The following is a 26076-nucleotide window of genomic DNA, read 5'->3' as shown; positions in this document are numbered from 1 at the left end:
ACATGGCGACCACCACTTCGGACGGTGCCCCGGGCTCCGCGCCGGACAAGCGCGCGGCACTCCGGCCGCGCCGGTTCCGGCGGGGCGGAGACACCTTCGCCTTCTGGCTCTTCACCGGCCCCTTCCTCATCGGCCTGACCGTCTTCGTGTACGTGCCGATCGGCTGGAGCCTTTGGCTGAGCTTCTTCGAGGCGCGCTTCACCGTCACCCCCGACAAGTTCGTCGGCCTCGACAACTACCGGCAGATGCTGGAGGACGGCGACTTCACCGGCTCGCTGGTGACGTTCACCGTCTTCGCCGCCTTCATCGTGCCGCTGACCTGGGCGCTCTCCCTGGGTCTCGCGCTGATGGTGAACCGGCTGCGTTTCATGCGGGCGTTCTTCCGGTCGGTGTTCTTCCTGCCGACCGCGTGCAGTTACGTCGCCGCCTCGCTGATCTGGAAGATGTCCGTCTTCAGCGGGGTCCGCTTCGGTCTGATGAACACCGTCCTCGGCTGGTTCGGGATCGAGAACATCGCCTGGCTCGCCGACCCGGATCCGCCCTGGTACTGGCTGGTCATCGTGACCGCGCGGCTCTGGCTCCAGGCCGGCTTCTACATGATCCTCTTCCTGGCCGCCCTGCAGAACATCCCTCCGGAGCTCTACGAGGCCGCCGCGATCGACGGGGCCGGTCCCGGCTGGCAGTCCTTCCGCCACATCACCCTGCCGCAGCTGCGGGCCACCTCGACGGCCGTGATCCTGCTGCTCCTCATAGCCGCCTACCAGGCGTTCGACGAGTTCTTCAACCTGCTCTCGAAGACCACCTGGGGCCGCCCGCCGCTCGTCGAGCTGTACTACACGGCACTGGGCCAGGCGCAGGACTACGGCGCGGGCAGCGCGGGCGCGGTCATCCTCACGCTGCTCATCTGCATGGTGACCCTGCTCCAGGGCACGTTCATGGGATTCGGACGCGGGGAGGAGGCCGGATGAACGCCGTCGCACGGCGCCGCGAGGCTCACGCCGGCGCACCGGGCCGGCGCCGCCGGAACGGGCCGGGCGGTGTCCTCGGCAGCACCGGCCTGTACGTCGCCACCGGGGTCGCCGGCCTGCTGTTCCTCGTCCCCTTCTACCTGCTCGTACGCAACGCCCTGTCCACCGACGCCGCCATCACCGGAGAGAACTGGCAGTTCTTCCCCACCGATCTGAAGTGGGGCAACGTCCGCGAGCTGTTCGAGGACCCCACCGTCCCCTTCGCCCGCTCCCTGCTGAACTCCGCCGTCGTCGGGGTGCTGCACACCCTCGGCACCCTGCTGGTGTGCTCGCTCGCCGGCTACGGCCTCGCGCGGATCCCGTACCGGCACGCCGACAAGGTGTTCTACACGGTGCTGGTCACCCTGATGGTCCCCTCCGCCGTGACCTTCGTCCCGAGCTTCGTGCTCGTGTCGTCGCTCGGCTGGGTGGACAGCCTTCGCGGACTCATCGTTCCGGGGCTTTTCAGCGGTTTCACGTGCTTCCTCTTCCGGCAGTACTTCCTGGGGTTCCCGAAGGAGCTGGAGGAGGCGGCGCGCATGGACGGGCTCGGTCGCTGGGGCGCGTACTGGCGCATCGTCGTGCCCAACTCCCTCAACTTCTTCGCCGCGATCGCGACCATCACGTTCATCAGCGGCTGGAACGCCTTCCTGTGGCCGCTGGTCATCGGCCAGGACCCCGATGCCTGGACCGTCCAGGTCGCCCTGTCCTCGTACATGACGAACCAGACCGTCAACTTCCATCTGATCTTCATGGCCACGGCCATTTCCATCCTGCCCCTGGTGTTCGTGTTCCTCTTCCTCCAGCGGTGGCTGGTCCAGGGAATCGCGCAGACAGGCATCAAGGGCTGAACTAGGAGACGCATGTCTTTCCGCACCTCTCCAGGAGCACCGGCCTCTCCCCCGCCACCCGTCGACCACGTCGAGGACGTCTCCCCCGGCAGCGGCGCCCTGCCGCCCCGCGCCTGGTACGCGGCCTCCAGCGCCCGGTCCCTGTCCCTGAACGGCCGCTGGGCCTTCCGCCTCTCGCCCGCCGCCGACACCGAGGACGACTCCTTCGCGGCCGAGGGGTACGAGCCCGGCGGCTGGGCCGGGATCGAGGTCCCCGGCCACTGGGTGCTGCAGGGCCACGGCTCGCCGGCCTACACCAACCACCTCTACCCGTTCCCCGTCGACCCGCCGCGCGTGCCCACCGAGAACCCGACCGGCGACCACCTGCGCCACTTCGACCTGCCGCCGGACTGGCCCGCGGACGGCGGTGCGGTCCTGCGCTTCGACGGCGTCGAGTCCTCGGCCCGGGTGTGGCTGAACGGCACGGACCTCGGCGAGTTCAAGGGCTCGCGGCTGCCGCACGAGTTCGCCGTCGGCCACCTGCTCAGGCCGGACGGCAACGTGCTCGCGGTCCGGGTGCACCAGTGGTCGGCGGGCTCCTACCTGGAGGACCAGGACCAGTGGTGGCTGCCGGGCATCTTCCGTGACGTCACCCTCCTGCACCGCCCGCCGGGCAGCGCGCTCGACTTCTTCGTGCACGCCTCCTACGACCACGCGCGGGGCCTGGGGACCCTGCGCGTCGACTCCGACGTCGAGGGACGGGTCCTCGTGCCCGCCCTGGACATCGACGCCGGGACCGGGACACCGGTCACCGTCCCGGTGCTGCCCTGGACGGCCGAGACCCCCCGGCTGTACGACGGCGAGCTGGTCACCGAGGGCGAGCGCGTCCCCCTGCGGATCGGCTTCCGCACGGTCGAGCTCAGGGACGGCCTGATCACGGTGAACGGCAGGGCCGTCCTCTTCAAGGGCGTCAACCGGCACGAATGGCATCCGGAGAAGGGCCGCGCCCTCGACCCGGAGACCATGCTCGCGGACGTGCTGCTGATGAAGCGGCACAACATCAACGCCGTGCGCACCTCGCACTACCCGCCGCACCCCGCCTTCCTCGACCTGTGCGACACCTACGGCCTGTGGGTCGTCGACGAGTGCGACCTGGAGACCCACGGCTTCACCGAACAGGGCTGGCGCGACAACCCCGTCGACGACCCCCGCTGGACGCCCGCGCTGCTCGACCGGGCCGCGCGCATGGTCGAACGCGACAAGAACCATCCGTCGGTGGTCCTCTGGTCCCTCGGCAACGAGGCCGGCACCGGGCGTGGCCTCACCGCCATGGCCGAGTGGATCCGCGGCCGCGACGGCTCACGGCTCATCCACTACGAGGGCGACCACGACTGCCGTGACACGGACGTCTACTCACGCATGTACGCCGATCACGCCGAGGTCGAACGGATCGGCCGCCGTCAGGACGGCGGCGGCCTGAGACGGCGTCAACTTCCCTTCATCCTCTGCGAGTACGGGCACGCGATGGGCAACGGCCCCGGCGGCCTCGCCGAGTACCAGCGCCTGTTCACCTCGTACGAGCGCCTCCAGGGCGGCTTCGTCTGGGAGTGGATCGACCACGGGATCGAGGACGAGCGCCACGGGTTCGCGTACGGAGGGGACTTCGGCGAGGAACTGCACGACGGGAACTTCGTGTGCGACGGACTGGTCTTCCCCGACCGGACCCCGTCCCCCGGGCTCGTCGAGTACAAGAAGGTGATCGAGCCCGTCCGCGTCGAAGGCCTGGACGGCGCCGTGCGCGTCACCAACGGGTACGACTTCGCGGACCTCTCCGGACTGGCCTTCGAGTGGTCGTACCAGGTGGACGGCGAGACCGCCGGGTCGGGCCCGCTCACGGTGCCCGCGCTGGAACCGGGCCGTTCGGCCGACGTCGGGCTGCCGGCGCCGCCCGTGGACCCGCGGGGAGCGGGGGCGCGGTGGACGGTCCGGGCGGTGCTGGCCGAGGAGACGGCGTGGGCACCGCGCGGCCATGTCGTCGCCTGGACCCAGATCCCCGTGGCGGAGCCCGCGCCGCCCCGCCTCGCGGCCTTCGCCGCCCCGGTCCCGGGCCCAGGGGTGATCACCCTCGGGCCGGGCACCTTCGACGCCCGCACCGGGACGCTGCTGGCCCTCGGCGGGATCGGGGTCACCGGCCCCCGCCTCGACGTGTGGCGCGCCCCGACCGACAACGACAACGGCGCGCACTGGCAGCCGGACGCCCGCAACGGCCCGCTCTGGCGCGCGCTGGGCCTGCACCGGATGCGGCACCGGCTGGACGCGGTCGAGACGGACGACGGCTCCCTGACCGTACGCACCCGGGTGGCGCCCGCGGCCCGGGACGTCGGCCTGCGCACGGTGTACCGCTGGACCTCCGACGGCACCCGGCTGCGGCTGACCGTCTCCGTGGCGCCGGAGGGCGACTGGGAACTGCCGCTGCCCCGCCTCGGCGTCCGGCTCGGGCTCCCGGGCTCCGCGGAACGGGTGACCTGGCTCGGCGGCGGCCCCGGCGAGGGCTACCCGGACACCATGACGGCCTGTATGGACGGGCGTTGGGAGTCGACGGTCGACGCGATGCAGACGCCGTACGTACGCCCGCAGGAGAACGGCGCCCGGCCCGGCGTCCGCCGGGCCGAGATCGGCGGACTGCGCGTCGAGGGCGACCCGGCCTTCTGGTTCACCGCGCGCCGCTGGACGACCGAGCAGCTCGACGCGGCGGACCACCTGACGGATCTGCGTCCCGGTGACACGGTCTGGGTCAACCTCGACCACGGCCAGCAGGGCATCGGTTCGCAGTCCTGCGGTCCCGGCGTGCTCCCGCGCCACCGGCTGCGGGCCGTCCCGGCGGAGTTCTCGTTCGTGTTCTCCGAGGTCCAGGACTGAGCCCCGCCCCCGAACGCGGCCGGACGGCTCTCCCCGGCCGTCCGGCCGCACCCGTCAGTGGTCGGCGCAGCAGGGTGTCGGGTCCGGCACCTCGAAGGGCACCAGGGTGCCGCCGGCGGCCGGCATCGCCGCGAGGACGAGACGGCCCTCGCGCCACTCGGGGCGCACGTGGTCGCGGGTGACCAGCTCCGCCTCCGATGGGGCACCTCCGGGCGAGCCGAACACGGCGACCCGCTCCACGGCGGAGACCTCCAGCAGCCGTCCGACGCCCAGGGTCCCGGTGACGGCACCGGCCCCCGGGTACAGGACGGCGCGGCCGCCCGTGCGCGCCGTGTGCTCGGCGGCCGCGTGGGCGGCTCCGGCCGCGAGCTCGTCGGGCCCGTGCCGGTCGTTGCCGAGGGCGACGCCCGGGCCGGTGCCGGCGACGGACCCGACGGAGGCGTCCTCCGTGAGCGACCGCCACACCGCGCGGGCCGCCCGCTCCGACGGCAGGGCGAAGGACAGCGCGGTGTGCGGCCGCCCCTCCCGTACGTGGTGCGTGCAGCCCAGCGCGTCCGCGGGCAGGCCGAGTTCCGCGGCGAGCGCCCGCAGCAGGTGGTCGGCCTCCCGCAGCGATCCCGTGTGCCCGGTGTCGACCCCGACGACGTACGGTTCGCTCACGACGGCAGCACCCACACCGGGTTGGAGTAGAACCACAGGTCCTTCCACGGGTCGGCGTCGCCGACGACGTCCACGGCCGGGCCCGCCGGGTCGACCGCCGCGCCCATCAGGCCGACGGCGGAACGGTTGCCGTCGGTGCCGCGCAGCCGGACGTACACCGGGCGGTCGACGGCGCCGAGGTCGTAGGTGAGACGGACCGTGCCGGCCGACTTGTTCACCTCGTAGGACTTGGCGACCCGCGCGGTGGGGGCGGTGAACGTGTCCCGGTCCAGGACCGCGCCCGTCACATCGCCCTGGATGACGTCGACGCGCGCCAGCTTGGGCACGAAACCTGCCCAGTTGGGGCCGCCGGCCAGTCCGAGGTCCACGGTCAGGGTGACCCTGGTGCCCTTGCGCACGTGCAGCGCGCCGCCGAGGGTGGCCCAGCGGCCTCCTCCGGAGACCCGCGCGTCGAGACCGCTGATGAGCTGCCCGTGGTCGACCCAGATCCGGCCGGCGCGGATGCCGTCCATCACGGCCGCGTAGGAGAACCCGTCGGAGCCGACGTGGGTACGGCTGTACTGGCCGGGCCAGTAGTCGCCCTGCGTGGTGTCGATCTTCCCGCCGTGGACAGGGTCGGTGTGCCTGCCGTTGGCGGTGAAGTCACTGTCCGGGCCGCCGCGTACGGCGGTGTCCGTGTAGACCTGGTGGGAGTCGGAGTTGGCGGTGATCCACCAGGGCTTGCCCTCGGCGAGGAGGCTGTCCCACAGACCGCCGACGGTGGCGGTCATCCAGTCGAAGCCGCCCCAGGTGCGGTAGCTCTCCAGCGGGTAGCCGGCGAAGGAGTTGGCGCTCGGGCCGTTGTCGTAGATGCCACGGGCCCGGCCCATGCCGAGCGGCGTGGCGAGACCGGCGGCCTGGTGGCCCGGGGCGCCTTCGAAGCCGACGGCGATCCGGCGGCCCGGGGCGGTGGCGTCGCGCCAGCCGCGGATCTCGTGCGGCGAGTCGACACCGCGCCGCGCCGGGTGGTTGGCGAGCATCAGGGCGTCCTTCACCTTGCGCCGTTCGACCTGCTGCGCAAGGAAGTTGAGGCCCGCGACGGCGAGCGCCTCGTTGGCGGGCGTCGAGTCGCCGGCGCCCTTGACACCGCCGTCGTAGTCGGTCTCGAACTGCTTGAGGACGGCGACCTCGTTGCGGCCCGGGTGCACGAACACCGTGCCGTGCTCGGCGGCCGGGATGTTCCATTCGAGACCCTGGAAGACGAGGGTGTCCTCGTGGAGGTCCCGGGCCTCCCTGATGTCCGGGTTGACCTTGTCCACGCCGATCCTGGCGTGGGTCTCGCTGCCGTGGTCGGTGATGACCATCCAGTCCAGGCCGTGCGCGGCACCCTGGCGGACCTGGTCACGGACGCGGTACTTGCCGTCGCTGCTGTACTGGGTGTGGATGTGGTGGTCTCCGGCGAGCCAGAGGAAGCCGTTCGTTCTCCGGCCGCCCGTGGAGGCGTAGGCGGGGGCGGCGGCCCCCTCCGCGAGGACGCTGCCGGCCGCGAGGCCGGCGCCCAGCAGTCCCGCGCGGCGCAGCAGCGAGCGGCGCGACCGCTGCCCGGGCGTGAGGGCCTCGTCGGGCACGGCGGTGTCGAAGGCGGCGGGCAGCGCGGCGTCCGCGCCCTGGTGGCCGTGCGCGTGGTGATGGTGGTGCCCGTGCTCGTGCGTGTGCCCCATGTCCGCCTCCCGAGTCCCGCCCCGCCCCTGCGGACGCGTCATGAGGAGATTCGGGGCGGAGCGTGAACGGCGGGCGGCCCCCTCGTGTTCGCCGGGCGACCTGAATCGGTCAACTGGCTTCATCCGTCGCCCTGTTGCCCTTCCGCATGTCCGATGCGTCATGAATTCCACGGAGTCGGTGACCGCGCCCGGCTAGGCTTCCGCCTGGGTTCCCCAGGAAATGCTCTGCGGTGAGAAGGTGGTCATCGATGGCTCGTGCCGGACTCACGACCGAGCGGGTCGTGCTGGCGGCGGCCGATCTCGCGGACGAGATCGGCTTCGAGAACGTCACCGTGGCCGCGCTGGCCCGGCGGTTCGGGGTGAAGGACGCGAGCATGTACGCGCACGTGCGCAACGTCCGGGAGCTGCGCGAGCGCGTCGCGCTGCTCGCGTCCGGCGAGATGATCGACAGGATCGCCGCCGCCGTGGCCGGACGGGCCGGCAAGGACGCGCTCGTCGCCTTCGCCGACGCCTACCGCGCCTACGCGCTGGAGCGGCCCGGCCGCTACCGGGCCACCCACACGCAGGTCGACCCGGACCTGGTCGCGCAGCGGCCGGAGTACGTCCGCACGGCCGAGGTCACCGCCGAGGTCACCTGCGGGATGCTCCGCGCCTACGGGCTGTCCGAGCCCGATCTGACCGACGCCGTACGTCTGTTGCGCAGCACTTTCCACGGTTACTGCACCCTCGAGGCCATCGGCGGGTTCGGCGCCCCGCGCGCGGTGGAGACGTCCTGGAGACACGCGCTGGACGCGCTGCACGTGGCCCTGGAGAACTGGCCGCGCACCGAGGACGGGCAGCCCGGCACCTCGGGGTGAGCCCGGTTCCGGCAGGGGGTTCTAGAGCAGCCCCAGATCGCCCAGTTCCTTGTGCAGGTCCGCGCGGGGGTTGGCGGGGTCCGGGGGCGGGGTACGGCGGGCCGGGGCTTTCGTGCCGGCGGGTGGACGGGGGCGGCGGTCGCGGAGGAGCCAGGCGCCGGCCAGGCCGCCTACCAGGCCCCCGAGGTGGCCGAGCCAGCTCACCCCGGGTGTCCCCGGTACCGCGACGGTGAGCATGTAGGCGAAGGAGGCCGCCATGACGACGCCGATCAGCGTGTCGATCAGGTGCCGGTCGAAGATCCCGCGGACCACGACGTATCCGAAGTACCCGAAGACCAGGCCGCTCGCGCCGACCGTCTCCGCGTCGCCCCGTTCGAAGAACCAGACCACGAGGCCGCTGCTCACCGCCACCAGCAGGCTCAGCGCGAGGAAGCGGGCCACACCCCGGTAGGCGGCGAGGAAACCGAAGACGAACAGCGGGCCGGAGTTGCTCTCGATGTGCGCCCAGTTCCAGTGCAGGAGGGGCGCGCTGAGGATGCCGGGCAGCGTGGTGACATCGCCGGAGACGAGCCCGTGGTCCCGGGAGAGGGCGTAGTGGTCCGCGTAGTTGGCCAGTTGCACCAGCCAGACGACCGCCAGGAACCCGAACATCACGAAGAACGCCTTCCGCGCCTCCGCGATCATGTGCTCCGCGTCCACCGGGCCGCCGCCGGTCCTGCCGCCCCGCCCCTCGTCCGAACCGTCCATGACACATCCCCCTGCCCCGGCGGATCCGTCTCCGCCCCACCCCGAACTCTAAGGACCGTCCGCGGGGTCACCGCCGTCCAGGGGGACGATTCCGTCGGCGCCGTCGAAGCGGAAGGCCGCCGTTCCTCCCTCGGCCCAGGTCACCGTGACGTCGTACGCGCCGGTCCCCGCCTTCCCGGGTGTCGTCACCCGCACGGACACCAGGTCCGTGAGCGGGAGCGGGTCCCGGTCCCCGGTGAGGCGGACGAGGGCGACGAAGAGGGACGGGCCGTCCCCGGTGACGCCCTCCCCCGTTCCCGACAGGCCGTGCGCCGGCAGGAGTTCGCAGCGGGCGCCGTCGTGCGCGGCCCAGCCCGTGACCCGTACCGGCGTCCCGGGCGCCGCGCCCGACACCAGGTGGGCCCGCACTTCCACGGCACCCCGGGCGACCACGAGGCAGACGGCCCCGACAGCCTCCGAGACGGTGTGCCGGGACGCCGCCCAGCCCTCCCCGACCCCCAGCGGCACGATCCCCGTACGGCTCGCGTCGCCGCCGACGATCACGCTGTTGTCGTACGACGGTGAGGGCTTCGTCACCGTCGAGTAGGCGAGCCGCGTGTAGTAGGGGTCGTAGCGGACGTCCTCGCTGCCGTGGTTGTGGAGGCGGACCAGGCCGTCCGAACGCGTCGACTGGACGAGCCAGTTGGGCGGCCCGATCCCGGTGACGGCGTCGGCGCGCCCGGCCGGGCCCGCTTCCTCCGTGGCCGTCCAGACCTCGTGCTCCGGGGGCAGCAGCAGGGCGACGAACGCCTTGCTCGCCCAGTACGGCGAGGCGGGTCCCGAGTAGTGCTGCGCGAACGTCTCGTCGGGGCCGTGCCAGCCGAGGGTGAGCAGTCCGTCGCCGTCCACCGCGCCCCGGTCGAGGAAGTAGCGCAGGGCGCCGGAGGCGAGGCGCCGGGTCTCGCCCGGGGACAGGGGCGTGCGGCCGGTGAGCGCGCCGAGCCACAGCGGGGCGGCGGCCGCGAAACGGTAGGTGAGCGAACGGCCCTGGAGCATCGGCGCGCCGTCACCGCCGAACAGGCGCGCGTAGTCGCCGAGATGGGACTCCAGGCGGCCCGCGTACAGGTCGAGGAGCCGGGTGTCGTCCGCCAGCCAGGCGTGCAGCACCGGGTAGAGGTGCATCGCCCAGCCGTTGTAGTGGTCGAACTTGCGCCCGTGTCCGTCGGTGTACCAGCCGTCGCCGAGGTACCACTGCTCGATGCGCTCCAGTCCGCGGTCGATCGCGGCACGCGACGCGTCGGGTTCGCAGCCGGCCTCCAGCAGGAAGCCTCCGACGGCCACCGGGAACAACTCCCAGTTGCAGGCCCAGGGTTCGGCCGTCAGCGCGTCGCCGAGCCACGCGGCGGCCCGCTGCCGCACGCCGTCGTCCAGCCGGTCCCACAGGAGCGGCCTGGTCAGCCGCAGCGCGAGCGCGATCGACGCGGCCTCGACGAGCGGCTGGCCGCGGTCCTCGATCCGGGGCCAGCCGCCCGCCGTTCCGGCGGCGAGCCCGCGCGCGTACCGCTCCAGGACCTTCTCGTCGCGGCGGAAGCCCGCCAGCAGCAGCGTGCGGGCGTAGCCCTCCAGGCCGTCGGAGAGCCGACCGGCACTGCTCGTGTGCCCTCCGGGGAGGTGGTAAAGGGCCTGGTCGTCGGTGGCGTACGGGGCGACCGCGGCGAGCAGGGAATCGGCGGCCGCCTCCCAGTGGGCGCGCGTGAGGCCGGTGTACGGGCTCAGGGAGCGGTCCTCGGCGGGTGCGACGGGCATCACTGGCCTTCCTGTCCGGTCCGGGGCCGGAGTCCCGGACGCCGGCCCCGGGGGCGGCCGGGGCGGATACCTGGGGCGCCCCGGTTCCGGTCGGGACGCCCCAGGGGCTCATCCCGTCCTCACCGGAGCCCTCGGCGCCGGACGCGGGGTTCCTCCGGCAGGACGGCGGGGCGGCAGGACGGCACCGCCCGCGGGCAAGCGCTTTCTGAAATGCGGCCAGATTTCATACGACCCCCAACTCACCGTCAGCGAAAGCCCTTTCGCAATACTGCTCCGACTGTCACCCTGCGAAACACCCGCACCCCCACTCCCGAAGGAGGCACCCCGTGCCCGGATCCCCGAACAGGCTGGTCCGACGCCGTGCCGTCGTGCTCGGCGGCGCTGCCGCCGCAGGCGCCGCGGCCCTGTCCGGTCCGTTCGCGTCCGCCGCGTCCGCCGCGTCCGCCGCCTCCGCCGCGGCCTTCGGCTGGAGCGACGACGGTTCGAACTACGTCGTCGACACCGGCGCGAACCTCGTCTTCAAGGTGAGCAGGACGAACGGCGACCTGACCTCGCTGGTCTACCGGGGCACCGAGTACCAGGGCTACGGCGGCAAGAACTCGCACGTCGAGTCCGGCCTCGGCACCTCCACGGTGACGATCAAGCAGTCCGGGACGACGATCCTGGTCTCCGTCGCCTACGGCACGCTCAAGCACTACTACGCGGCCCGCAGCGGAGAGAACAACATCTACCTCTGGACGAACAAGGCCGACACCTCCGTCAGCGCCACGCGCTACATCGTGCGGGTCAAGGCCGGCCTGTTCCCCAACGACGAGCCCGATTCCTACACTTACGCGCCCACCGTCATCGAGGCCGCGGACGTCTTCGTGAAGTCCGACGGGCAGACCCGCTCGAAGCACTACGCGAAGCGCCGCGTCATCGACTACGCCGCGACCGGCTGGACCACCGGGGGCGTCGGCCTGTACGTCGTCCGCTCCAACCACGAGAAGGCCTCGGGCGGCCCGTTCTACCGCTCCCTGCTGCGCCACCAGAGCACCGACGGCGGCGGGCTGTACGAGATCCTGTACTACGGCGAGAACCAGACCGAGGCCGAACGCTTCGGGCTCCAGGGCCCGTACGTCATCGCCTTCACGGACGGCGGCGCCCCCTCCTCCTCGCTGTACCCGGGCACGCTGACCACCGCGTGGGCGGACTCGCTCGGCATCTCCGGCTACGTGGCGGCGAGCGGCCGCGGCAGGGTCGCGGGCGTCGGCATCACGGGCCGCGACACCACGTACGCGTACACCGTCGGGCTTGCCGACCAGGCCGCGCAGTACTGGGGTTCGGCGCGGGCCTCGGACGGCTACTTCTCGATCGGCGGCGTCCTGCCGGGGACGTACGCGCTGACGGTCTTCAAGGGCGAACTCGCCGTCCACACCACCTCGGTGACGGTCACGGCCGGCGCGACGACCACCCTGAACACCATCACCGTCGCGTCCACGAACGACCCCGCCAACGCGAGCGCGATCTGGCGGATCGGCACCTGGGACGGTACGCCCGCCGGGTTCAAGAACGCGGACCTGATGACGTACGCGCATCCGTCCGACGTCCGGGCCGCCGCGTGGACCGGCAACGTGGTCATCGGCAGCGGCGGCGAGACCGCGTCCTTCCCGGCGTACATCTGGAAGGACGTCAACAGCGGTCTGCTGGTCTACTTCAAGCTGACGGCCGCGCAGGCCGCCGCCGCGCACACCCTGCGGATCGGGGTGACCACCGCATACGCGAACGGACGGCCGCGGGTGACGGTCAACGACTGGGTGTCGTCGATCCCTTCGCCGCCGGCCCAGCCGAGCACCCGTTCCCTGACGGTCGGTTCGTACCGCGGCAACAACCACACGTTCACGTACAGCGTGCCCGCGAGCGCCTGGCTCACCGACACCAGCCGGTACAACGTGCTGAGGATCGACGTGGTGAGCGGATCGGGGACGACGTCGTTCCTCAGCGCCGGCACGTCGGTCGACGCGCTGGACCTGCTGGTCTGACCCCGGAGCGGCACCCTATACGCCTCACCGGGAAGGGGTTCACATTTCCCCCGTTCCCGCCGAAGGGCGACTTCGCGGTGCCACAGTGGCCTCTCCCGGGCGGGGGCCCGGGTGACCGACGGGGAGGGAACCTTGAACGATCCGCGATGCGAAGCCGCGCTGGCGTTCACCGACGAGGCGGACCCCGAGGGCGCGGCGGAGGCCGTGTCCCTCCTGGCCGAGGAGTTGTCCCTGCTGGATCCCCTCTCCGTACGGCACCAGGAAGGCGGTCCGGCGCCCGGCGGCACACGGGCCGGGACGACGGTGGTCTGGACGACGCTCCTCGTCACCACGACGAGCGCGGCGACGCTGCGGGCCGTCGTCGCACTGGTCCAGGACTGGCTGGCACGCCGCAACTCGGGCTCGATCGATCTGACGATCGGCGGTGACGAACTGCGTCTGACGTCGGTCTCCCGCGCGGACCAGCGGCGCGCCGTCGAGCTGTTCGTGGACAGGCACGCTCCCAGGGACACCGGTGCGCCCGATGCGTAAGGCCGCGCTCCTCGTCGTCAACCAGCACTACGCCGACCGGCGTTTCGACGAACTGCCGGGAGCCGCGGCGGACGCCGAGCACCTCGCCGCCGTGCTCGGCGACCCGGCCGTCGGCGAGTTCGAGGTCACCGTCGTCGAGAACGGCACGGCGCCGGAGATCCGCAGGGCGGTCCAGTCCTTCTTCGCCCACGCGCGGAGCCAGGACCTGCTCCTGCTCCACCTCTCCTGCCACGGCCGCAAGGACCCGCGGGGCCGGCTGCACTTCATCGCCTCGGACACGGAAGAGGCCTATCTCGACGCGACCGCGGTCTCCTCCCAGTTCGTCGCGGACCAGCTGGAGCAGAGTCCCTGCCGCCGGGCCGTCGTCCTGCTGGACTGCTGCTACAGCGGGGCGTTCGCCCAAGGGATGCGGACCCGCGGCGCCCCGCCGGCGGTCGACGTGAGGGAGCCCTTCTCCGGCCGGGGCCGGATCGTGATCACCTCCTCGACCGCCCTGCAGTACAGCCACGAGAGCGAGCTCAGCAGCAGGGAGCGGGCCGAGCCGTCCGTCTTCACCGCCGCCGTGGTGGAAGGGCTGCGGGACGGCTCGGCGGACCTGGACGGGGACGGCTACGTGTCGGCCGAGGAGCTGTACGCCTTCGTCCACGACCGCGTGCGCAGCCGGCTGCCCAGCCAGACGCCGACCCGCAGCGTCAACAACTGCGAGGGCACGCTCCGTCTGACACGCGCCCCCGGCAACCTCCACCCGGCCGCGCCCGGGGGACCTGCGTCCCCGGGGCTCCGGCACGGCCACGGCCTCGGCCTCGGCCTCGGCGAACCGCCTCCCGGTGCGCCGGCCGCCGCCTCCCGGGTCACCCGGCCGCTCACGCACGGGTCGAAGATCCTCGGCATCGACTTCGGGACGACCAACTCCGCGGTGGCGGTGTTCCTGGACGGCGGGGTGCGGGTGATCCCGAACCGCCACGGCGAGGTCACCACCCCCAGTGTCGTGGCGTTCGCCGAGGACGGGACCCTGCTGGTGGGGAAGGCCGCCAAGGAGCGTGCCTCCCGCGTTCCGGGCGGCGGCATCCACCGGGTCAAACGGGAACTGGGCACGGGGTGGACACACCGGCACGGGGTCCGCCGCTTCTCCGCCGAGGAGGTCGCGTCCTGGATCCTGGCCGACCTGCGGCAGAGCGCGGAAGCGCATCTGGGCGAGACGGTGACGCGGGCGGTCCTCACCGTGCCCGCCCACTTCACCTGCGTCCAGCGCGCGGCCCTCGCGGACGCGGCGGCCCTCGCGGGCATCGAAGCCGTCAGGATGCTGAACGAGCCGACCGCCGCGGCGCTTTCGTACGGCTTCGGCCGGGACGACGAGAACATCATGGTGTTCGACCTGGGCGGGGGCACCCTGGACGTGTCCCTGCTCGGCATCGGTGACGGGGTCGTCGAGACGCTGGCCACCGGCGGCGACAGCCGCTTGGGCGGAAGCGACTGGGACCGCCGTCTCGTCGACCACCTCGTCCGTGACCTCGCCCTCCGCCAGGGCGTCCGGCTCACCGACCGGGCCGCCCTCCAGCGGGTGGCCGAGGCCGCGGAAGCCGCGAAGATCGAGCTGTCGCAGGCCACGGCCGCCGTCGTGCGCCTGCCCCACATCGCGGCCTCCCCGTACGGTCCCGTGCACCTGGACACCATGCTGACGCGCGCACAGCTGGAGGGGATGACGAAGGACCTGCTGGAGCGCTGCGCCCGGCCCGTGCGGCGGGCGCTGGAGTCCGCCTGGGGCATCGACGGCGTCAAGGACGTCGACCACTTCATCCTGGTGGGCGGAGCCACCCGGATGCCGGCGATCGCCGCGCTCCTCAAGGATCTGGCGGGCGGGCGGGAGCCGGTCCGGGCCATCGTCCCCGAGGGGGTGGTCATCGGCGCCGCTCTCCAGAGCGCCGTTCTCACCGGCCAGTTGTGCGACGAACTGCTCCTGGACGTGACCTCGCTCCCCCTCGGCGTCGAGACGGAGGACGGCGTCATGACCGAGGTCGTCGGGGCGGACACGACGATCCCGACGAAGCGCGACGGTCTCTTCACCACGGTCGAGGACGGTCAGAGCCACGCCCGGATCGGCGTCTGCCAGGGCAGCCGGGAGACCGCCGCCCACAACACGAGGCTCGCCGTGCTCGAACTGCCGCTGCGCCGGGCCCCGCGCGGCGTCCCGCGGATCGAGGTGACCTTCGACATCGACGCCGACAGCGTCGCCCACGTCACGGCCAAGGACCTCGGCACCGGTGAGGAGGTGTCCGTCCTGCTGGACCGGCGCAGTGCGGCCCACGCCGGGACGCGGGAGTCCGACCCCCGGAAGGCGCTGGCCCCGGTCCCCCGCGGCGGCCCGGAAGCCGGTTCCTGACGGCACCGCGCGGCGCACGCCGAGCACCGCGCGTCCGGCACCGGTCGGCTAGCGTCGTGGCATGGCCAGCGAAAACGCCCCCGCCCTCGCCGCCGCGCTGTCCCGCGGTCCGGTCGTGCTCGACGGCGGCATGTCCAACCAGCTCGAGGCTGCCGGTCACGACCTCGGCGACACGCTGTGGTCGGCGCGGCTGCTCGTGGACCGGCCCGAGGCGGTCACCGAGGCCCATCTCGCCTACTACGAGGCGGGCGCGGAGGTGGCGATCACCGCCGGCTACCAGGCGACGTTCGAGGGTTTCGCCCGGCGCGGCATCCCGCGCGAGGAGGTCGCCGGACTGCTCGGCCTGAGCGTCGGACTGGCGCGCGAGGCCGCCCGCCGCGCGCACGCGAAGGGCGTCGCGCGGCCCCTGTGGGTCGCCGCGTCGGTGGGCCCCTACGGGGCGATGCTCGCGGACGGTTCGGAGTACCGGGGGCGGTACGGGCTGAGCGTGGCGGAACTGGAGCGGTTCCACGTGCCGCGCCTGGAGGTGCTGGCCGCCGCCGCGCCCGACGTACTGGCCCTGGAGACGGTCCCGGACACGGACGAGGCGCGGGCGCTGCTCCGGGGGGTGCGCGGGCTCGGCGTACCGGCGTGGCTGTCGTACAGCGTGACCGGTGACCGTACGCGGGCCGGACAGCCGCTGGAGGAGGCCTTCGCCCTGGCCGCGGAGGCGGACGAGATCATCGCGGTCGGGGTCAACTGCTGCGCTCCCGGTGACGTCGACGCGGCCGTCGCCACGGCCTCGCGCGTGACCGGGAAACCGGTCGTGGTCTACCCGAACAGCGGCGAGACCTGGGACGCGGGGGCACGTGCCTGGACCGGCCGTTCCACGTTCACGGCCGGCCAGGTCGGCGGATGGGAGCGGGCCGGGGCCCGGCTGATCGGCGGCTGCTGCCGGGTGGGCCCGGAGGCGATCACGGGGATCGCCTCGGCACTGCGGGCCGCCTGAGCCCACGCGGCGCGCGGGCCGGCCCCGGCGGACCGGTCGGTGCCGGGGCCGACCGGTGCCGGGCCGGTCGGTGCCGACGGGTAGGGCTCAGTGGCGTTCCGCGCCGCCCGAGCGGCGGAAGCGTCGTACGGCCGACAGCGGTGTCCTGATGCGCACGGGGGCGGGGGAGGCGGGTGCGCCGTCCACCTCGCCGGGCGGGGCGTCCGCGGTCTCGGCGGCGAAAGCGCCCGCGGGCCCGTCGGCGTTCCCGGCGCCGGGAACGGTGTCCGCGTCGAGGGCGGGCCCTCCGACGGCTTCGAGGGCGGCCGCGCCGATGGTCCCGACCGTGGATCCGCCGGTCTGCCGGCGCGTGGGGCCGGTCGCGGGCCGGGCCGCGGCCCTGGCCGACTCGGCTTCCCACAGGGCGAGTTCACGGTCGTGCGGGCCGTGCACGGTGTGCGGCTCCCCGGCGCCGAAGACCCGGACCGGGTGCGAGGCGTCCCAGGCGGCCCACCCCGGGTCGCCGTCGACCGCGAACCGCACCCACGCGCCGTGCATGGCGTCCGCCAGCTCCTGCGGAGCGCCCTCGCCGGCGAGCTTCGCCGCCTCCGGCGCGCCGACCGTGTCGAAGACGAAGCCCAGTTCCAGGGCGTGGCAGGCGCCGAGCCCCGGCACGTTGGACGGCCAGGCGAACTCGTAGACGTGCGCCGGGGCCCGGCCCCCGCCGGGAGCGTCCGCGCCGGGGGCCGCGGCGGGCGTGCCGCCACGCGCGTCGGCGAGACGGTGCAGCGGCACCCGCAGCAGATGGTCGGTGATCATCTGGCCGACGAGATCGGCGGTGCCCGTCTCCGGCTCGAGGGCGCGGTAGCCGCGGGGCACCTCGTGGCCGCAGTGGCAGCGGGCCATCGCACCGGCCAGGGCGACCGGGCCGAGCCGGTCGACACGCTCCAGGAGCCCGCCCGGCACGAGCCACAGCCGGTACTCGTCACGGGTCCAGCCGAGCAGGAGGCCGACGTCCGCCGCGGCGCCCTCGACCAGGGCCTCCAGCGGGTCGCGCGGCACGAGGTCGCCGTCCACGACGATGCCGAAGGCGGGACCGCCGAGCACCGGACTGCTGAGTCTGCCCACGTCGGCCTGGGTGCGCAGCAGCAGGTCGCGGTCGACGGCGGCGAACGCCTCCGCCGTCGCGGGGATCTTCAGCCGGGTGGCCATCCTGCGCACCATGCGGCGCACCTTGTCGCGGTCGCTCGCCTCGGGCGGCCCGCTCTGGAGCACCGCCCGGTGGAACAGGCCGCGGGCTCGCGGGCTCGCGAGCAGCGCGCCGATGCTGATCGCCCCGGCGGACTCGCCGAAGACGGTCACCCGGCCGGGATCTCCGCCGAACCGGGCGACGGACTCCTGGACCCACTCCAGCGCGGCGAGCTGGTCGCGCAGCCCGGGGTTGGCGGGAGCGTCCGGGAAGAGGCCGTAGCCCTCGACGCCCAGGCGGTAGTTGACGGACACGAGGACCACGCCGTCGCGGGCGAAGGCGTGCCCGTCGTACACGGGCACGGCCGAGGAGCCGCGGGTCAGCGCCCCGCCGTGGATCCACACCATGACGGGGAGGCGGGCAGCGGGGTCCGGCGCCGGGGTCCACACGTTGAGGTTGAGGCAGTCGTCGCCGGGGACGACGGGGTCGGCGAGGAGGCGGGCGAACGCCTCGGAGTACGGCGGTTTCGGCGGCGTCGGCCCGAACGCGCCGGCGTCCCTGACGCCTTCCCAGGGCTCGGGCGGCTCGGGCGGGCGGAAGCGCCGGTCGCCGAAGGGCGGGGCCGCGTACGGGACGCCCCTGAAGACCGCGATCCCGTTCTCGTACCGGCCGCGCACCGCTCCGTAAGGGGTGGGGACCACCGGGTCCCCCGTCTTCGCCACCGGATCCACCGCGTCCGCCGCCATGCTGGACCAGCTCCTCACCGTCGCGCGCCGCAGAGACCGGAGCACCACCGCGCTGTAGAGATCAGAGCACCACAGTGCGTCCCGGTATTCCTGCGGAAGTCACCCGTCCGGCCGACCCCGCGGGCCGGCACGGGCCGGTCCGCCGGGCCGGAGCGGGTCCCCGCCGGGGCCGGCGCCCCGGTCAGGCGCCCGGGTCCGGAGCGGCCTCGGAGGGCTCCCGGGCCGCCCAGAGGATGCCGCCGAGCAGGTGCCCGAGGAAGTCGGGGTCCTCGTACGCCTGCGCGGCGTGGCCGAGCGCGGTGTAGAAGACCCGGCCCGCCCCCTGTTCCCGGCACCAGACCAGGGGGTGGTCGGCGCCCATGCCCCCGCCCTCGTAGGAGGCTTCGTCCGCGGAGGCGAGCACGCGCACGTGTTCCGTCCCGCGCGGATTGGTGCGGAAGTCGTACCACTCGTCCGTGAACTCCCAGACCGGCGGCAGGAGCCGGGTCGCGGGATGCCCGCGGTCCTCGACGAGGACCCTGCCCGGCTGGAGGGCCGGGTGCCGGTCGAAGCGTGCGCCGAGCAGTTCGCCGTAGTGGGGCCAGTCGTACTCGGTGCAGGCGGCGGCGTGCACGCCGACGAACCCGCCGCCGCCCTCGACGTGGGCGGCCAGCCGGTCGCGGCCCGGCGGCGTCAGCACCTCGCCGCTCGTCGACAGGAAGACGACGGCCGCGTACGGGTCGAGGGGGGCCTCGAAGACCGCGGGGTCCTCGGTGGCGTCGGCCTCGAAGCCGTGCGCGCGGCCGAGAGCGCGCACGGCCTCGACGGCGTCCGGGATCGAGTCGTGCCGGTAACCGGTCGTGCGGGTGTACACGAGAACGCGGAAGGCCATGCCGGGAGCCTAAGGGATGTCCCGTATAAGGACGTGAGCTGGGGTTCGCCTGACAGTACGGTCGACGCGTGGAGTCGAAGATAGTGAGCGAGTGCCCGTTGCACGGGGGTGGTGTGCGTCCTGACTACCTGGTCGGACGTCGTCTTGAGCAAGTAGTCGCTTCGTGGCACCTGTACGACTCAGAAGCTCCGTCCGGCCCGCTGGACGTGTGGCTGATCGACAGCGAAGCGGTCGCCACGCGCATTACGACCGGTTCGGACTGGTGCCTGACCGTGGAGGCATCGGACCCTTTCGCGGGGTACGACATGGCGGAGTCAGGCCGCGTCGAGGTGGCGCCGGTCAGCGGCGAGACCCCGTTCACGGATCACTTCGGCGAGACAGTGCTGGCAGTCAGCGAAGAGAGTGCCTCGGACAGTGGGCGGATCGCACTGGAGATCACCTTCGACTCCGGCCGTGTCCGATGTGAAACCTGGTCCGGCAACCTTCGCCTGTCCAGCAGGTGATCAACAGACCAGCCACGGCGAGAACCGTGTGAGGCTCCCGCAGTGGCTGGTGTGATCACGGCGTCGCAGCCGTCCTGGATAGCCCCGTTCACCGGGTTGAGCCCCCGCTCCTTCGGCACGTTGGTGGCACAGCTGCGGCACGAGGGGGCTGACGCGGTTCGCAGAGGCCGGCCGTGGAGCCTGCCGCTGGAGGATCGGGTGCTGCTGGTCACGGCCTACTGGCGTACCAACTTGACGTTGCGGCAGCTCGGCCCCCTGTTCGGCGTCTCGAAGTCCGCGGCCAACCGCATCGTCAGCCAACTCGGCCCCCTGCTCGCGCTCAAGCCCCGCAGGCGATTCCGCAAGAGCACCGTCCTCATCGTGGACGGCACCTTGGTCCCCACTCGCGACCATAGGGTGGCCGAGCGGTCGAAGAATTACCGGTACTCCACCAACCACCAGGTCGTCATCGATGCCGACACCCGGCGCGTCGTAGTGGTCGGCCGGCCGTTGCCAGGCAACCGCAACGACTGCAAGGCATGGGCACTGTCCGGCGCCAAGAGCTCGGTCGGCAACACCACCGTGATCGCCCACGGCGGCTACCGGGGCACCGGCCTGGTCATCCCGCACCGCCGCGAGCACGGGCAGAGCGAACTGCCAGCCTGGAAGGAAGAGCACAACGCTTCCCACCGCCAGGTCCGCGCCCGTGTCGAGCACGCCTTCGCCCGCATGAATGCCTGGAAGATCCTCCGAGACTGCCGGTTGAAGGGCGACGGCGTCCATCACGCGATGAGGGGCATCGCCCGCCTGCACAACCTGGCACTCGGCCGATAGGTGAGCCGAGCGGACAGCAGCCCGATCGCGGGCCCGCTGAATCGAAAATCTTTACGGGACAGCCCTTAGGGCCGTGACCCGGCCGGCAGGCATGGCGAGAACCGTTCCGGTACGCCCGGCCGGACTCCGGCCCCGCGCGCCCGTGACCACGGCTCCCGGAATGTGCACGGGAACGGGCCGGTACAGGCCGCGCGGAAATCGCGTGACCTGCACCAGCAATCCGGGCCGAATTCAGTCGACTCCCGCACGGAATGCGGAATTCAGTTCCGCGCGGGAAGGAATTCGTTCCCGGGAAGGAACGTGCGCCGGCACGGCCCTTCCCGGAAATCCGCCCGATCTCCCGCTAGAGGATTTCGATGTCCTTGACCTTCGGAGGACGGCTCGGGAAGGTGATGTCGGTCCACCGGTTGATGCGCACCGAGTCGCCGTTCGCGTCGTAGTAGATGAGGTCGTTGTTGCCCGTCGAGATGCGGTCGACCCACCACGAGCCGAAGCCGGTCCGGCCCTTGTTGGCGTAGCAGTCGACACTGGACCTCCCGTCCAGGTGCGACCAGATCTTCAGGTAGTCCGCCCCGCCACGGCACTCGATGTGGTCGATGGCGAACGCGTTGCCCGTGGGCATGGCCATCGTGACGGCCACGGTGGCCGCGGCCGCCACGGCCACGGAACGGGCGACCCTCATCGTCTTCGAGATCACAACTTCTCCTTCATTCAACATTCGAACAGGGAGAGCACGTCACGGCCGGACGCAAGGAGGCTCGCCGAACAAATCAAGGCTCGCCGAAAAGGTGCCTGCCCGCCTCCGTACGGCCCTTCCGCCGCCTCCCCCGTCGGGCTTGCCCTACGAACATCGCGCAAGACAGCTGCATACAACAAGGATCTATTGCCCTCTGGGCCAGAATGCGCCCCTGAATGTCTAGATAGAGGCCAAGAAGAGCGGGTCGAGAAGAGCGGGTCGAGAGATTGTTTCCCTACCGCCCGCAAGCCGTTTTTCGTTTCGGTGCGTGACAGCCGGGTGTGGCGTACAGGTGGGTCGTCGCGCTGCCGAGGGCTGCCCCGGGAGCGCCGCCCGGGCTCTGTCCGTTTCCTTCAAGACCGGGAGCCGGAACCCTCCTACGGTGGCCGTATGACTCCACGATTCGATGTGATCGGGCTGGCGGTCTCCGACATGGCCGCCTCCCTCGCCTTCTACCGCCGTCTCGGACTCGTCTTCCCCGACGGTGCGGAGAACGAGCCGCACGTCGAGGCCGGACTGCCCGGCGGGCTGCGCCTCGCGCTGGACACGGAGGACACCATCCGGTCGTTCCACGCCGGGTGGCGGCCCCCGGACGGCGGCGGCAGGGTGTCGCTCGCCTTCCGCTGCGAGAGCCCCGCCGAGGTCGACTCGGTGTACGAGGGGCTCGTCGGCGCGGGCCACCACGGCGAGCTCAAGCCGTGGGACGCCTTCTGGGGCATGCGGTACGCCGTCGTGCACGACCCGGACGGCAACGGCGTCGACCTGTTCGCCCCGCTGCCGGAAGGACCGGCGACGACCCAGTAGTCGGACCCGTCACCGGCGGCCGGCCGGCTCGCGCCCGTCACCGGCGGCCGACCAGCTCACCGAGTGTCGCGCCCGCCAACTCCCTCACGTCCCGTGCCAGATGGGCCTGGTCGGCGAACCCGGCGCGCAGGGCGGTCTCCGCGAAGGGCACCCCGTCGCGGGCGAGGGCGAGGGCCCGCTGCAGCCGCAGGACCCGGGCCAGGGTCTTGGGTCCGTACCCGAAGGCGGCGAGCGAGCGGCGGTGCAACTGCCGTGCCCCCAGGCCCAGTCGGTCGGCCGTCTCGGCGACCGGGCGCCCCGCGTCCAGGGCGGCCACCACTTCGCCGAGGAGCGGGTCGGGGGGCTCGGCCCCGGCCGCCCGGAGCAGCGCGACCTCTTCGAGCGCGCTCACGGGGTCGGCGGCCGCGTCGATCCGCGCGGCGAGGCGGCGCACCTCGGCGGCGGGCCACAGGTCGGTCAACTCCACGCGCCGGTCGCGGAGTTCGTCGGCGGGCACGCCCAAGTAGGCGGGCGCCGTACCGGGGTGGAAGCGGACGCCCGCCCAGCCGCCGGGTGCTCCGTCCGGGACGTGGGGCCGGGTGTCGGGACCGGCGACGAGCAGGCGCCCCTCGGTCCACAACAGATCCATGCAGCCGTCGGGAAGCACGGCGTCCCGCACGGACCCCGCCGCCTGCGGGTGCGCGGGCGCCGGCGCGGCACCGCCGTCAGGGGCGGGACCGGTCAGGAGGCGGCTCCAGACCACCGCGCCCGGCAGCCGGGAGGCCCGTTCCGCGTACATGCCCGCCAGGCTACGCCGGGCGGACCCGGTGCTCCTGCGGGCTGACGCCGTAGACCCGCTTGAAGGCGCTGGAGAGCGCGAAGGCGCTGCCGTAGCCGACGTGGCGGGCGATCGTCTCCAGGGTGTCGTCGCTCTCGCGGAGCCGGTCGGCGGCGGCCGCCAGACGCCGGCCGGTCAGGTACGTCATCGGGGGTTCCCCGACGAGTTCGCCGAAGCGTCTGGCCAGCGCGGCACGCGAGACACCGGTCTCGGCGGCGAGCCCTGCGACCGTCCAGGGGCGGGCCGGGTCGCCCTGGAGGAGCCGGAGCGCACGGCCCACGACCGGGTCCGCGAGGGCCCGGTACCAGGCGGGCGTCGCGGCCTCGGGGCGGGAGAACCAGGCCCGCAGGGCGCTGATCACCAGCAGGTCGAGGAGCCGGTCGAGGACGACCTCCTGGCCGGGCTCGTCCCGGGTCATCTCCTCGGCGAGGATCGGGGTCAACGGGCATTCCCACACGTCGGAGGGGAGCGCGAGCAGCGGCGGCAGGGCGTCGAGCAGCCGGCGGTCGACCTCGCCCCGCATCATGTACGTCCCGATCAGCAGCACCGTGGAGCCGTCGGGCCGGTCGCCCCAGCTGCGGACGCCGAGGTCCCAGCGGCCCTTCAGCGAGCGCCCGTCGGGGTAGGAGCACTCGCCGCCCGGCAGGATCACGGCCTGGGGCGGGGTGCCGGGGTCGTCGGCGCAGAGGTACGGATCGGGGCCCCGCGCGATGGCGAGGTCACCGGCCCGCAGCCGCAGCCGCTCGCCGCGGTCCGGCACGACCCAGGCGTCGCCGCGGGCCACGAGCATGACCGACAGGGGGGCGCGGTCCTCGACGCGCACGCTCCACGGCGGGTCGAAGCACGCACGGATCATGAAGGCGCCACGCGCGCGCGGCCCCTCCAGCAGGCTTGCGAGAGGGTCCCCCCGCATGAGCGTGTCCGAGCCGGGCGGGGCGTCCATGCCGCCAGCGTAGACGGCGGCACGGACGGGCGCGGGTGATCGTGGACGACCGCTTATGGGAATGAGCCGTTCGCCGATGGTTCCCCGCCGGGGGCGGCAGTTGACTGGGCGCATGGCAGAGAACAAGCGGGACATGACAGTGCTGGTGACGGGGGCCACGGGGCGGACCGGGAGCCGGGTCGCGCGGGCCGCGCGGGCGGCGGGCCTGACGGTCCGGGCCGCCTCGCGCGCCACGGGTTTCGACTGGGAGGACGCCTCGACGTGGGCCGCGGTGCTGCGCGGCGCCGACGCGGCCTATCTGGCCCATCCCACGGACGTCGGTTCACCGGCCGCCACGAAGGCGGTCGGGGAACTGGCGAGGGCGGCGGTGGAACTCGGCGCGCGGCGGCTGGTGCTCCTGTCGGCCAGGGGCGAGGACCTGGCCGGACCCACCGAGGAGGCGCTCAGGACGTCCGGCGCGGACTGGACGATCGTACGAGCGGCGTGGTTCTCGCAGAACTTCAGCGAGGGCCCGCTGGTCGAGGGGCTGCGCCAGGGGGAGCTGGTCTTCCCGGCGGGTGAGGTGCGGGAGCCGTTCATCGACGTACGGGACATCGCGGACGTCGTGGTGGCCGTGCTGACCGGGGGCGAGCGGTACACCGGGCGGGAGCTCACGGTCACGGGGCCCCGGCTGCTGTCCTTCCGGGAGGCGGTCGCGGAGATCTCGCGGGCCACGGGCGGGGAACTGGTGTACACGCCCGTGACGGCGCGGAGCTACGGCGACACGCTGGCCGGGTCCGGGATGCCGGCCGAGGAGGCGGGGTTCCTCGTCGGGCTCTTCGAGAGCCTTCTCGACGGCCGCAACTCCCACCTCTCGGACGGTGTCCGGCAGGTCCTCGGCCGTGCGCCGCGGGACTTCACCGACTTCGCGCGGGAGGCCGCGGCGGCCGGAGCGTGGAAGGCCTGACGGGGCCGCCGGGGCCGGGGCGCGCGGAAGACCTGACGGCCGCCCCGGCTCACTCCCCCCGCGAGCGCTCCTCGCCGTTCTTCGTGGCGCGGTCGTGGTGGGTGTCCTTGGTCTGGGTGTCCTTGGCGTGGACGTTCTTGGCGTGGGTGTTCTTGGCGTGGGTGCGCAGCCGGGACGCCACGTCCTCCGGGGGCAGGAAGCGCGACCAGCGTTCCGGGAACTCGGAGGGCATGTCGGGGTCGTCGGGGTCGGCGTCGTACGAGCGGTGCGCGGCGACGCGCGCGACGTACTCGGCGGCCTGGGCCTCGCGCAGCCGTTCGTTGGCGGCACGGGCCACGGCGGTGGCGGCGGCCGGCCAGACCCGGTCGATGGCGGCGTTGACGGCCGCGCCGACGAGGACGGCGAAGGCGGAGACGCCGATCCACAGCAGGACGGCCACCGGGGCGGCGAGCGAGCCGTAGATGGTGGGGCCCTCGATGGTGTTGGTGAGGTAGATGCGCAGCAGGAAGCTGCCGAGGACCCACATGGCGAGCGCGACCAGGGCGCCCGGCACGTCCTCGACCCAGGGGGACCGGACCGGGACGGACACGTGGTAGAGGGTCGTCAGGAAGGCGACCGACAGCACGATGACGACCGGCCAGTACAGGATCTGGACGACGGTGGTCGACCACGGCACGACGTTCACCACGGCGTCCGGGCCCGCCACCATCAGCGGGAGCGCCACGGAGCCGATCAGCAGCGCGACGATGAACAGCAGGAAGGACATCATCCGGGTCTTCACGATGCCCCGGGTGCCGTCGAGCCCGTACATCACGGTGATGGTGTCGACGAACACGTTCACCGCGCGCGAGCCCGACCACAGGGCGAACAGGAATCCGAGGGAGATGATGTCGGGCCGGCCGCCCTTCATCACGTCGTGCAGGATCGGCTCGGCGATCTCGTGCACGCCCTTCTGGGTCAGCACCGTGCGGGAGGCGTCCAGGATGTTGGACTCCAGGCTGGCGATGGTGTCGGCGCCGGTCCACGCGTCCACGTACCCGAGCAGCCCGATCATGCTGAGCAGCAGCGGCGGCACGGACAGGAGCGTGAAGAAGGCCGCCTCGGCCGCCAGGCCGAGGATGCGGTACTCCACGCACGAGTTGACGGTGTCCTTGAGCAGCAGCCAGGCGGTCCTGCGCTTGGAGACGTTCCGGTAGAGCGCGCGAGCGCGGTGGAGGCGGCCCGGGCGTGGCCGTTCAGATGTTTCTTTTGCCTGGTGCACGTCCTTACGGTAGCGGTGTGACTCCTCCCCCTGTTAAAGCCGG

The 26076-nt window shown here is 72.8% G+C and carries 22 protein-coding genes; 12 read left to right on the top strand and 10 right to left on the bottom strand.

Features of this window, described 5'->3' with window-relative positions; all coding sequences use genetic code 11:
• Positions 1-2 precede the first annotated feature (2 nt).
• From ACFW6B_RS16295 to ACFW6B_RS16285, 3 genes are read left to right on the top strand one after another with little or no spacing between them, the layout of a single operon-like run.
• The gene (locus ACFW6B_RS16295; RefSeq protein ID WP_386596369.1) at positions 3-968 is read left to right on the top strand and encodes a carbohydrate ABC transporter permease; all 966 of its coding nucleotides are present in this window, start codon (positions 3-5) and stop codon (positions 966-968) included.
• Complete coding sequence (locus tag ACFW6B_RS16290; RefSeq protein ID WP_386596367.1) at positions 965-1858, top strand: carbohydrate ABC transporter permease; 894 nt, start codon at positions 965-967, stop codon at positions 1856-1858. Before ACFW6B_RS16295 ends, ACFW6B_RS16290 begins: the two co-directional genes overlap by 4 nt.
• A 12-nt stretch (positions 1859-1870) precedes the next feature.
• A complete protein-coding gene (locus ACFW6B_RS16285; protein ID WP_386596365.1) occupies positions 1871-4756 on the top strand; it encodes a glycoside hydrolase family 2 TIM barrel-domain containing protein in 2886 nt (961 codons plus the stop codon).
• A gap of 54 nt (positions 4757-4810) precedes the next feature.
• Here the strand turns inward: ACFW6B_RS16285 and ACFW6B_RS16280 are convergent, their stop codons facing one another.
• Together ACFW6B_RS16280 and ACFW6B_RS16275 are read right to left on the bottom strand one after the other, a co-directional pair.
• Positions 4811-5416 carry a hypothetical protein gene (locus tag ACFW6B_RS16280; RefSeq protein ID WP_386596363.1) on the bottom strand — a complete coding sequence of 202 codons (606 nt, stop codon included), beginning with the start codon at positions 5414-5416 and terminating at the stop codon, positions 4811-4813.
• Entirely contained in the window at positions 5413-7116 is a 1704-nt protein-coding gene (locus ACFW6B_RS16275; RefSeq protein WP_386596361.1) for a PHP domain-containing protein, read from the bottom strand. Before ACFW6B_RS16275 ends, ACFW6B_RS16280 begins: the two co-directional genes overlap by 4 nt.
• A 248-nt stretch (positions 7117-7364) precedes the next feature.
• On the opposite strand from ACFW6B_RS16275, the gene ACFW6B_RS16270 reads away from it, so the two are divergent.
• Positions 7365-7973, top strand: coding sequence for a TetR/AcrR family transcriptional regulator (locus ACFW6B_RS16270; RefSeq protein WP_386596359.1), 609 nt, complete (start codon positions 7365-7367; stop codon positions 7971-7973).
• 21 nt (positions 7974-7994) lie between these two features.
• Here the strand turns inward: ACFW6B_RS16270 and ACFW6B_RS16265 are convergent, their stop codons facing one another.
• Positions 7995-8720, bottom strand: a complete 726-nt coding sequence (locus ACFW6B_RS16265; RefSeq protein WP_386596357.1) for a rhomboid family intramembrane serine protease — start codon at positions 8718-8720, stop codon at positions 7995-7997.
• 48 nt (positions 8721-8768) lie between these two features.
• Positions 8769-10505 carry a DUF2264 domain-containing protein gene (locus ACFW6B_RS16260; protein WP_386596355.1) on the bottom strand — a complete coding sequence of 579 codons (1737 nt, stop codon included), beginning with the start codon at positions 10503-10505 and terminating at the stop codon, positions 8769-8771.
• 326 nt (positions 10506-10831) lie between these two features.
• Between ACFW6B_RS16260 and ACFW6B_RS16255 the strand changes: the two genes are divergently transcribed.
• The 4 genes from ACFW6B_RS16255 (at position 10832) to mmuM (ending at position 16425) form a co-directional block, all read left to right on the top strand.
• Positions 10832-12526, top strand: coding sequence for a rhamnogalacturonan lyase B N-terminal domain-containing protein (locus tag ACFW6B_RS16255; protein ID WP_386596353.1), 1695 nt, complete (start codon positions 10832-10834; stop codon positions 12524-12526).
• Between the two features lie 132 nt (positions 12527-12658).
• A complete protein-coding gene (locus ACFW6B_RS16250) occupies positions 12659-13057 on the top strand; it encodes a hypothetical protein (protein WP_386596351.1) in 399 nt (132 codons plus the stop codon).
• Complete coding sequence (locus ACFW6B_RS16245; RefSeq protein WP_386596349.1) at positions 13050-15437, top strand: Hsp70 family protein; 2388 nt, start codon at positions 13050-13052, stop codon at positions 15435-15437. The genes ACFW6B_RS16250 and ACFW6B_RS16245 overlap by 8 nt, the downstream gene beginning before the upstream one ends.
• A gap of 61 nt (positions 15438-15498) precedes the next feature.
• A complete protein-coding gene (gene mmuM, locus ACFW6B_RS16240; RefSeq protein ID WP_386596347.1) occupies positions 15499-16425 on the top strand; it encodes a homocysteine S-methyltransferase in 927 nt (308 codons plus the stop codon).
• A gap of 87 nt (positions 16426-16512) precedes the next feature.
• Here the strand turns inward: mmuM and ACFW6B_RS16235 are convergent, their stop codons facing one another.
• Positions 16513-18339, bottom strand: coding sequence for a carboxylesterase/lipase family protein (locus ACFW6B_RS16235; protein WP_386596345.1), 1827 nt, complete (start codon positions 18337-18339; stop codon positions 16513-16515).
• 181 nt (positions 18340-18520) lie between these two features.
• Entirely contained in the window at positions 18521-19210 is a 690-nt protein-coding gene (locus tag ACFW6B_RS16230) for a ThuA domain-containing protein (protein ID WP_386596343.1), read from the bottom strand.
• 68 nt (positions 19211-19278) lie between these two features.
• Here ACFW6B_RS16230 and ACFW6B_RS16225 point away from each other — a divergent pair, with 68 nt between their 5' ends.
• Both ACFW6B_RS16225 and ACFW6B_RS16220 read left to right on the top strand, forming a co-directional pair.
• Complete coding sequence (locus tag ACFW6B_RS16225; RefSeq protein ID WP_386596341.1) at positions 19279-19713, top strand: hypothetical protein; 435 nt, start codon at positions 19279-19281, stop codon at positions 19711-19713.
• A gap of 42 nt (positions 19714-19755) precedes the next feature.
• Positions 19756-20526 (top strand): transposase, encoded by a 771-nt coding sequence (locus ACFW6B_RS16220; RefSeq protein ID WP_386596339.1) that lies wholly within the window; start codon positions 19756-19758, stop codon positions 20524-20526.
• A gap of 343 nt (positions 20527-20869) precedes the next feature.
• Here the strand turns inward: ACFW6B_RS16220 and ACFW6B_RS16215 are convergent, their stop codons facing one another.
• Complete coding sequence (locus ACFW6B_RS16215) at positions 20870-21208, bottom strand: beta/gamma crystallin domain-containing protein (RefSeq protein ID WP_386596533.1); 339 nt, start codon at positions 21206-21208, stop codon at positions 20870-20872.
• A gap of 444 nt (positions 21209-21652) precedes the next feature.
• On the opposite strand from ACFW6B_RS16215, the gene ACFW6B_RS16210 reads away from it, so the two are divergent.
• The gene (locus tag ACFW6B_RS16210) at positions 21653-22066 is read left to right on the top strand and encodes a VOC family protein (protein WP_386596337.1); all 414 of its coding nucleotides are present in this window, start codon (positions 21653-21655) and stop codon (positions 22064-22066) included.
• A 37-nt stretch (positions 22067-22103) separates the two neighbouring features.
• On the opposite strand, the gene ACFW6B_RS16205 is transcribed toward ACFW6B_RS16210, so the two are convergent.
• Together ACFW6B_RS16205 and ACFW6B_RS16200 are read right to left on the bottom strand one after the other, a co-directional pair.
• Entirely contained in the window at positions 22104-22844 is a 741-nt protein-coding gene (locus ACFW6B_RS16205) for a helix-turn-helix domain-containing protein (protein WP_386596335.1), read from the bottom strand.
• 10 nt (positions 22845-22854) lie between these two features.
• Positions 22855-23826, bottom strand: a complete 972-nt coding sequence (locus ACFW6B_RS16200; RefSeq protein WP_386596333.1) for an AraC family transcriptional regulator — start codon at positions 23824-23826, stop codon at positions 22855-22857.
• 112 nt (positions 23827-23938) lie between these two features.
• Between ACFW6B_RS16200 and ACFW6B_RS16195 the strand changes: the two genes are divergently transcribed.
• Positions 23939-24772 carry an NAD(P)H-binding protein gene (locus ACFW6B_RS16195; RefSeq protein ID WP_386596331.1) on the top strand — a complete coding sequence of 278 codons (834 nt, stop codon included), beginning with the start codon at positions 23939-23941 and terminating at the stop codon, positions 24770-24772.
• A 49-nt stretch (positions 24773-24821) separates the two neighbouring features.
• On the opposite strand, the gene ACFW6B_RS16190 is transcribed toward ACFW6B_RS16195, so the two are convergent.
• Positions 24822-26033, bottom strand: coding sequence for a YihY/virulence factor BrkB family protein (locus tag ACFW6B_RS16190; RefSeq protein ID WP_386596329.1), 1212 nt, complete (start codon positions 26031-26033; stop codon positions 24822-24824).
• Positions 26034-26076: the final 43 nt, after the last annotated feature.

This window comes from Streptomyces sp. NPDC058751, from assembly GCF_042746485.1.
Classification (GTDB): domain Bacteria; phylum Actinomycetota; class Actinomycetes; order Streptomycetales; family Streptomycetaceae; genus Streptomyces.
Note: the sequence above shows the minus strand (reverse complement) of the source record. Positions and strands in the feature narration are given on the sequence as shown.

Excerpts from the sequence above, each read along its gene's own strand:
- ACFW6B_RS16295 (WP_386596369.1), top strand. The coding sequence starts at position 3 with ATGGCGACCACCACTTCGGACGGTGCCCCGGGCTCCGCGCCGGACAAG.
- ACFW6B_RS16290 (WP_386596367.1), top strand. The coding sequence starts at position 965 with ATGAACGCCGTCGCACGGCGCCGCGAGGCTCACGCCGGCGCACCGGGC.
- ACFW6B_RS16285 (WP_386596365.1), top strand. The coding sequence starts at position 1,871 with ATGTCTTTCCGCACCTCTCCAGGAGCACCGGCCTCTCCCCCGCCACCC.
- ACFW6B_RS16275 (WP_386596361.1), bottom strand. The coding sequence starts at position 7,116 with ATGGGGCACACGCACGAGCACGGGCACCACCATCACCACGCGCACGGC.
- ACFW6B_RS16270 (WP_386596359.1), top strand. The coding sequence starts at position 7,365 with ATGGCTCGTGCCGGACTCACGACCGAGCGGGTCGTGCTGGCGGCGGCC.
- ACFW6B_RS16265 (WP_386596357.1), bottom strand. The coding sequence starts at position 8,720 with ATGGACGGTTCGGACGAGGGGCGGGGCGGCAGGACCGGCGGCGGCCCG.
- ACFW6B_RS16260 (WP_386596355.1), bottom strand. The coding sequence starts at position 10,505 with ATGCCCGTCGCACCCGCCGAGGACCGCTCCCTGAGCCCGTACACCGGC.
- ACFW6B_RS16245 (WP_386596349.1), top strand. The coding sequence starts at position 13,050 with ATGCGTAAGGCCGCGCTCCTCGTCGTCAACCAGCACTACGCCGACCGG.
- mmuM (WP_386596347.1), top strand. The coding sequence starts at position 15,499 with ATGGCCAGCGAAAACGCCCCCGCCCTCGCCGCCGCGCTGTCCCGCGGT.
- ACFW6B_RS16235 (WP_386596345.1), bottom strand. The coding sequence starts at position 18,339 with ATGGCGGCGGACGCGGTGGATCCGGTGGCGAAGACGGGGGACCCGGTG.
- ACFW6B_RS16230 (WP_386596343.1), bottom strand. The coding sequence starts at position 19,210 with ATGGCCTTCCGCGTTCTCGTGTACACCCGCACGACCGGTTACCGGCAC.
- ACFW6B_RS16215 (WP_386596533.1), bottom strand. The coding sequence starts at position 21,208 with ATGAGGGTCGCCCGTTCCGTGGCCGTGGCGGCCGCGGCCACCGTGGCC.
- ACFW6B_RS16210 (WP_386596337.1), top strand. The coding sequence starts at position 21,653 with ATGACTCCACGATTCGATGTGATCGGGCTGGCGGTCTCCGACATGGCC.
- ACFW6B_RS16205 (WP_386596335.1), bottom strand. The coding sequence starts at position 22,844 with ATGTACGCGGAACGGGCCTCCCGGCTGCCGGGCGCGGTGGTCTGGAGC.
- ACFW6B_RS16200 (WP_386596333.1), bottom strand. The coding sequence starts at position 23,826 with ATGGACGCCCCGCCCGGCTCGGACACGCTCATGCGGGGGGACCCTCTC.
- ACFW6B_RS16195 (WP_386596331.1), top strand. The coding sequence starts at position 23,939 with ATGGCAGAGAACAAGCGGGACATGACAGTGCTGGTGACGGGGGCCACG.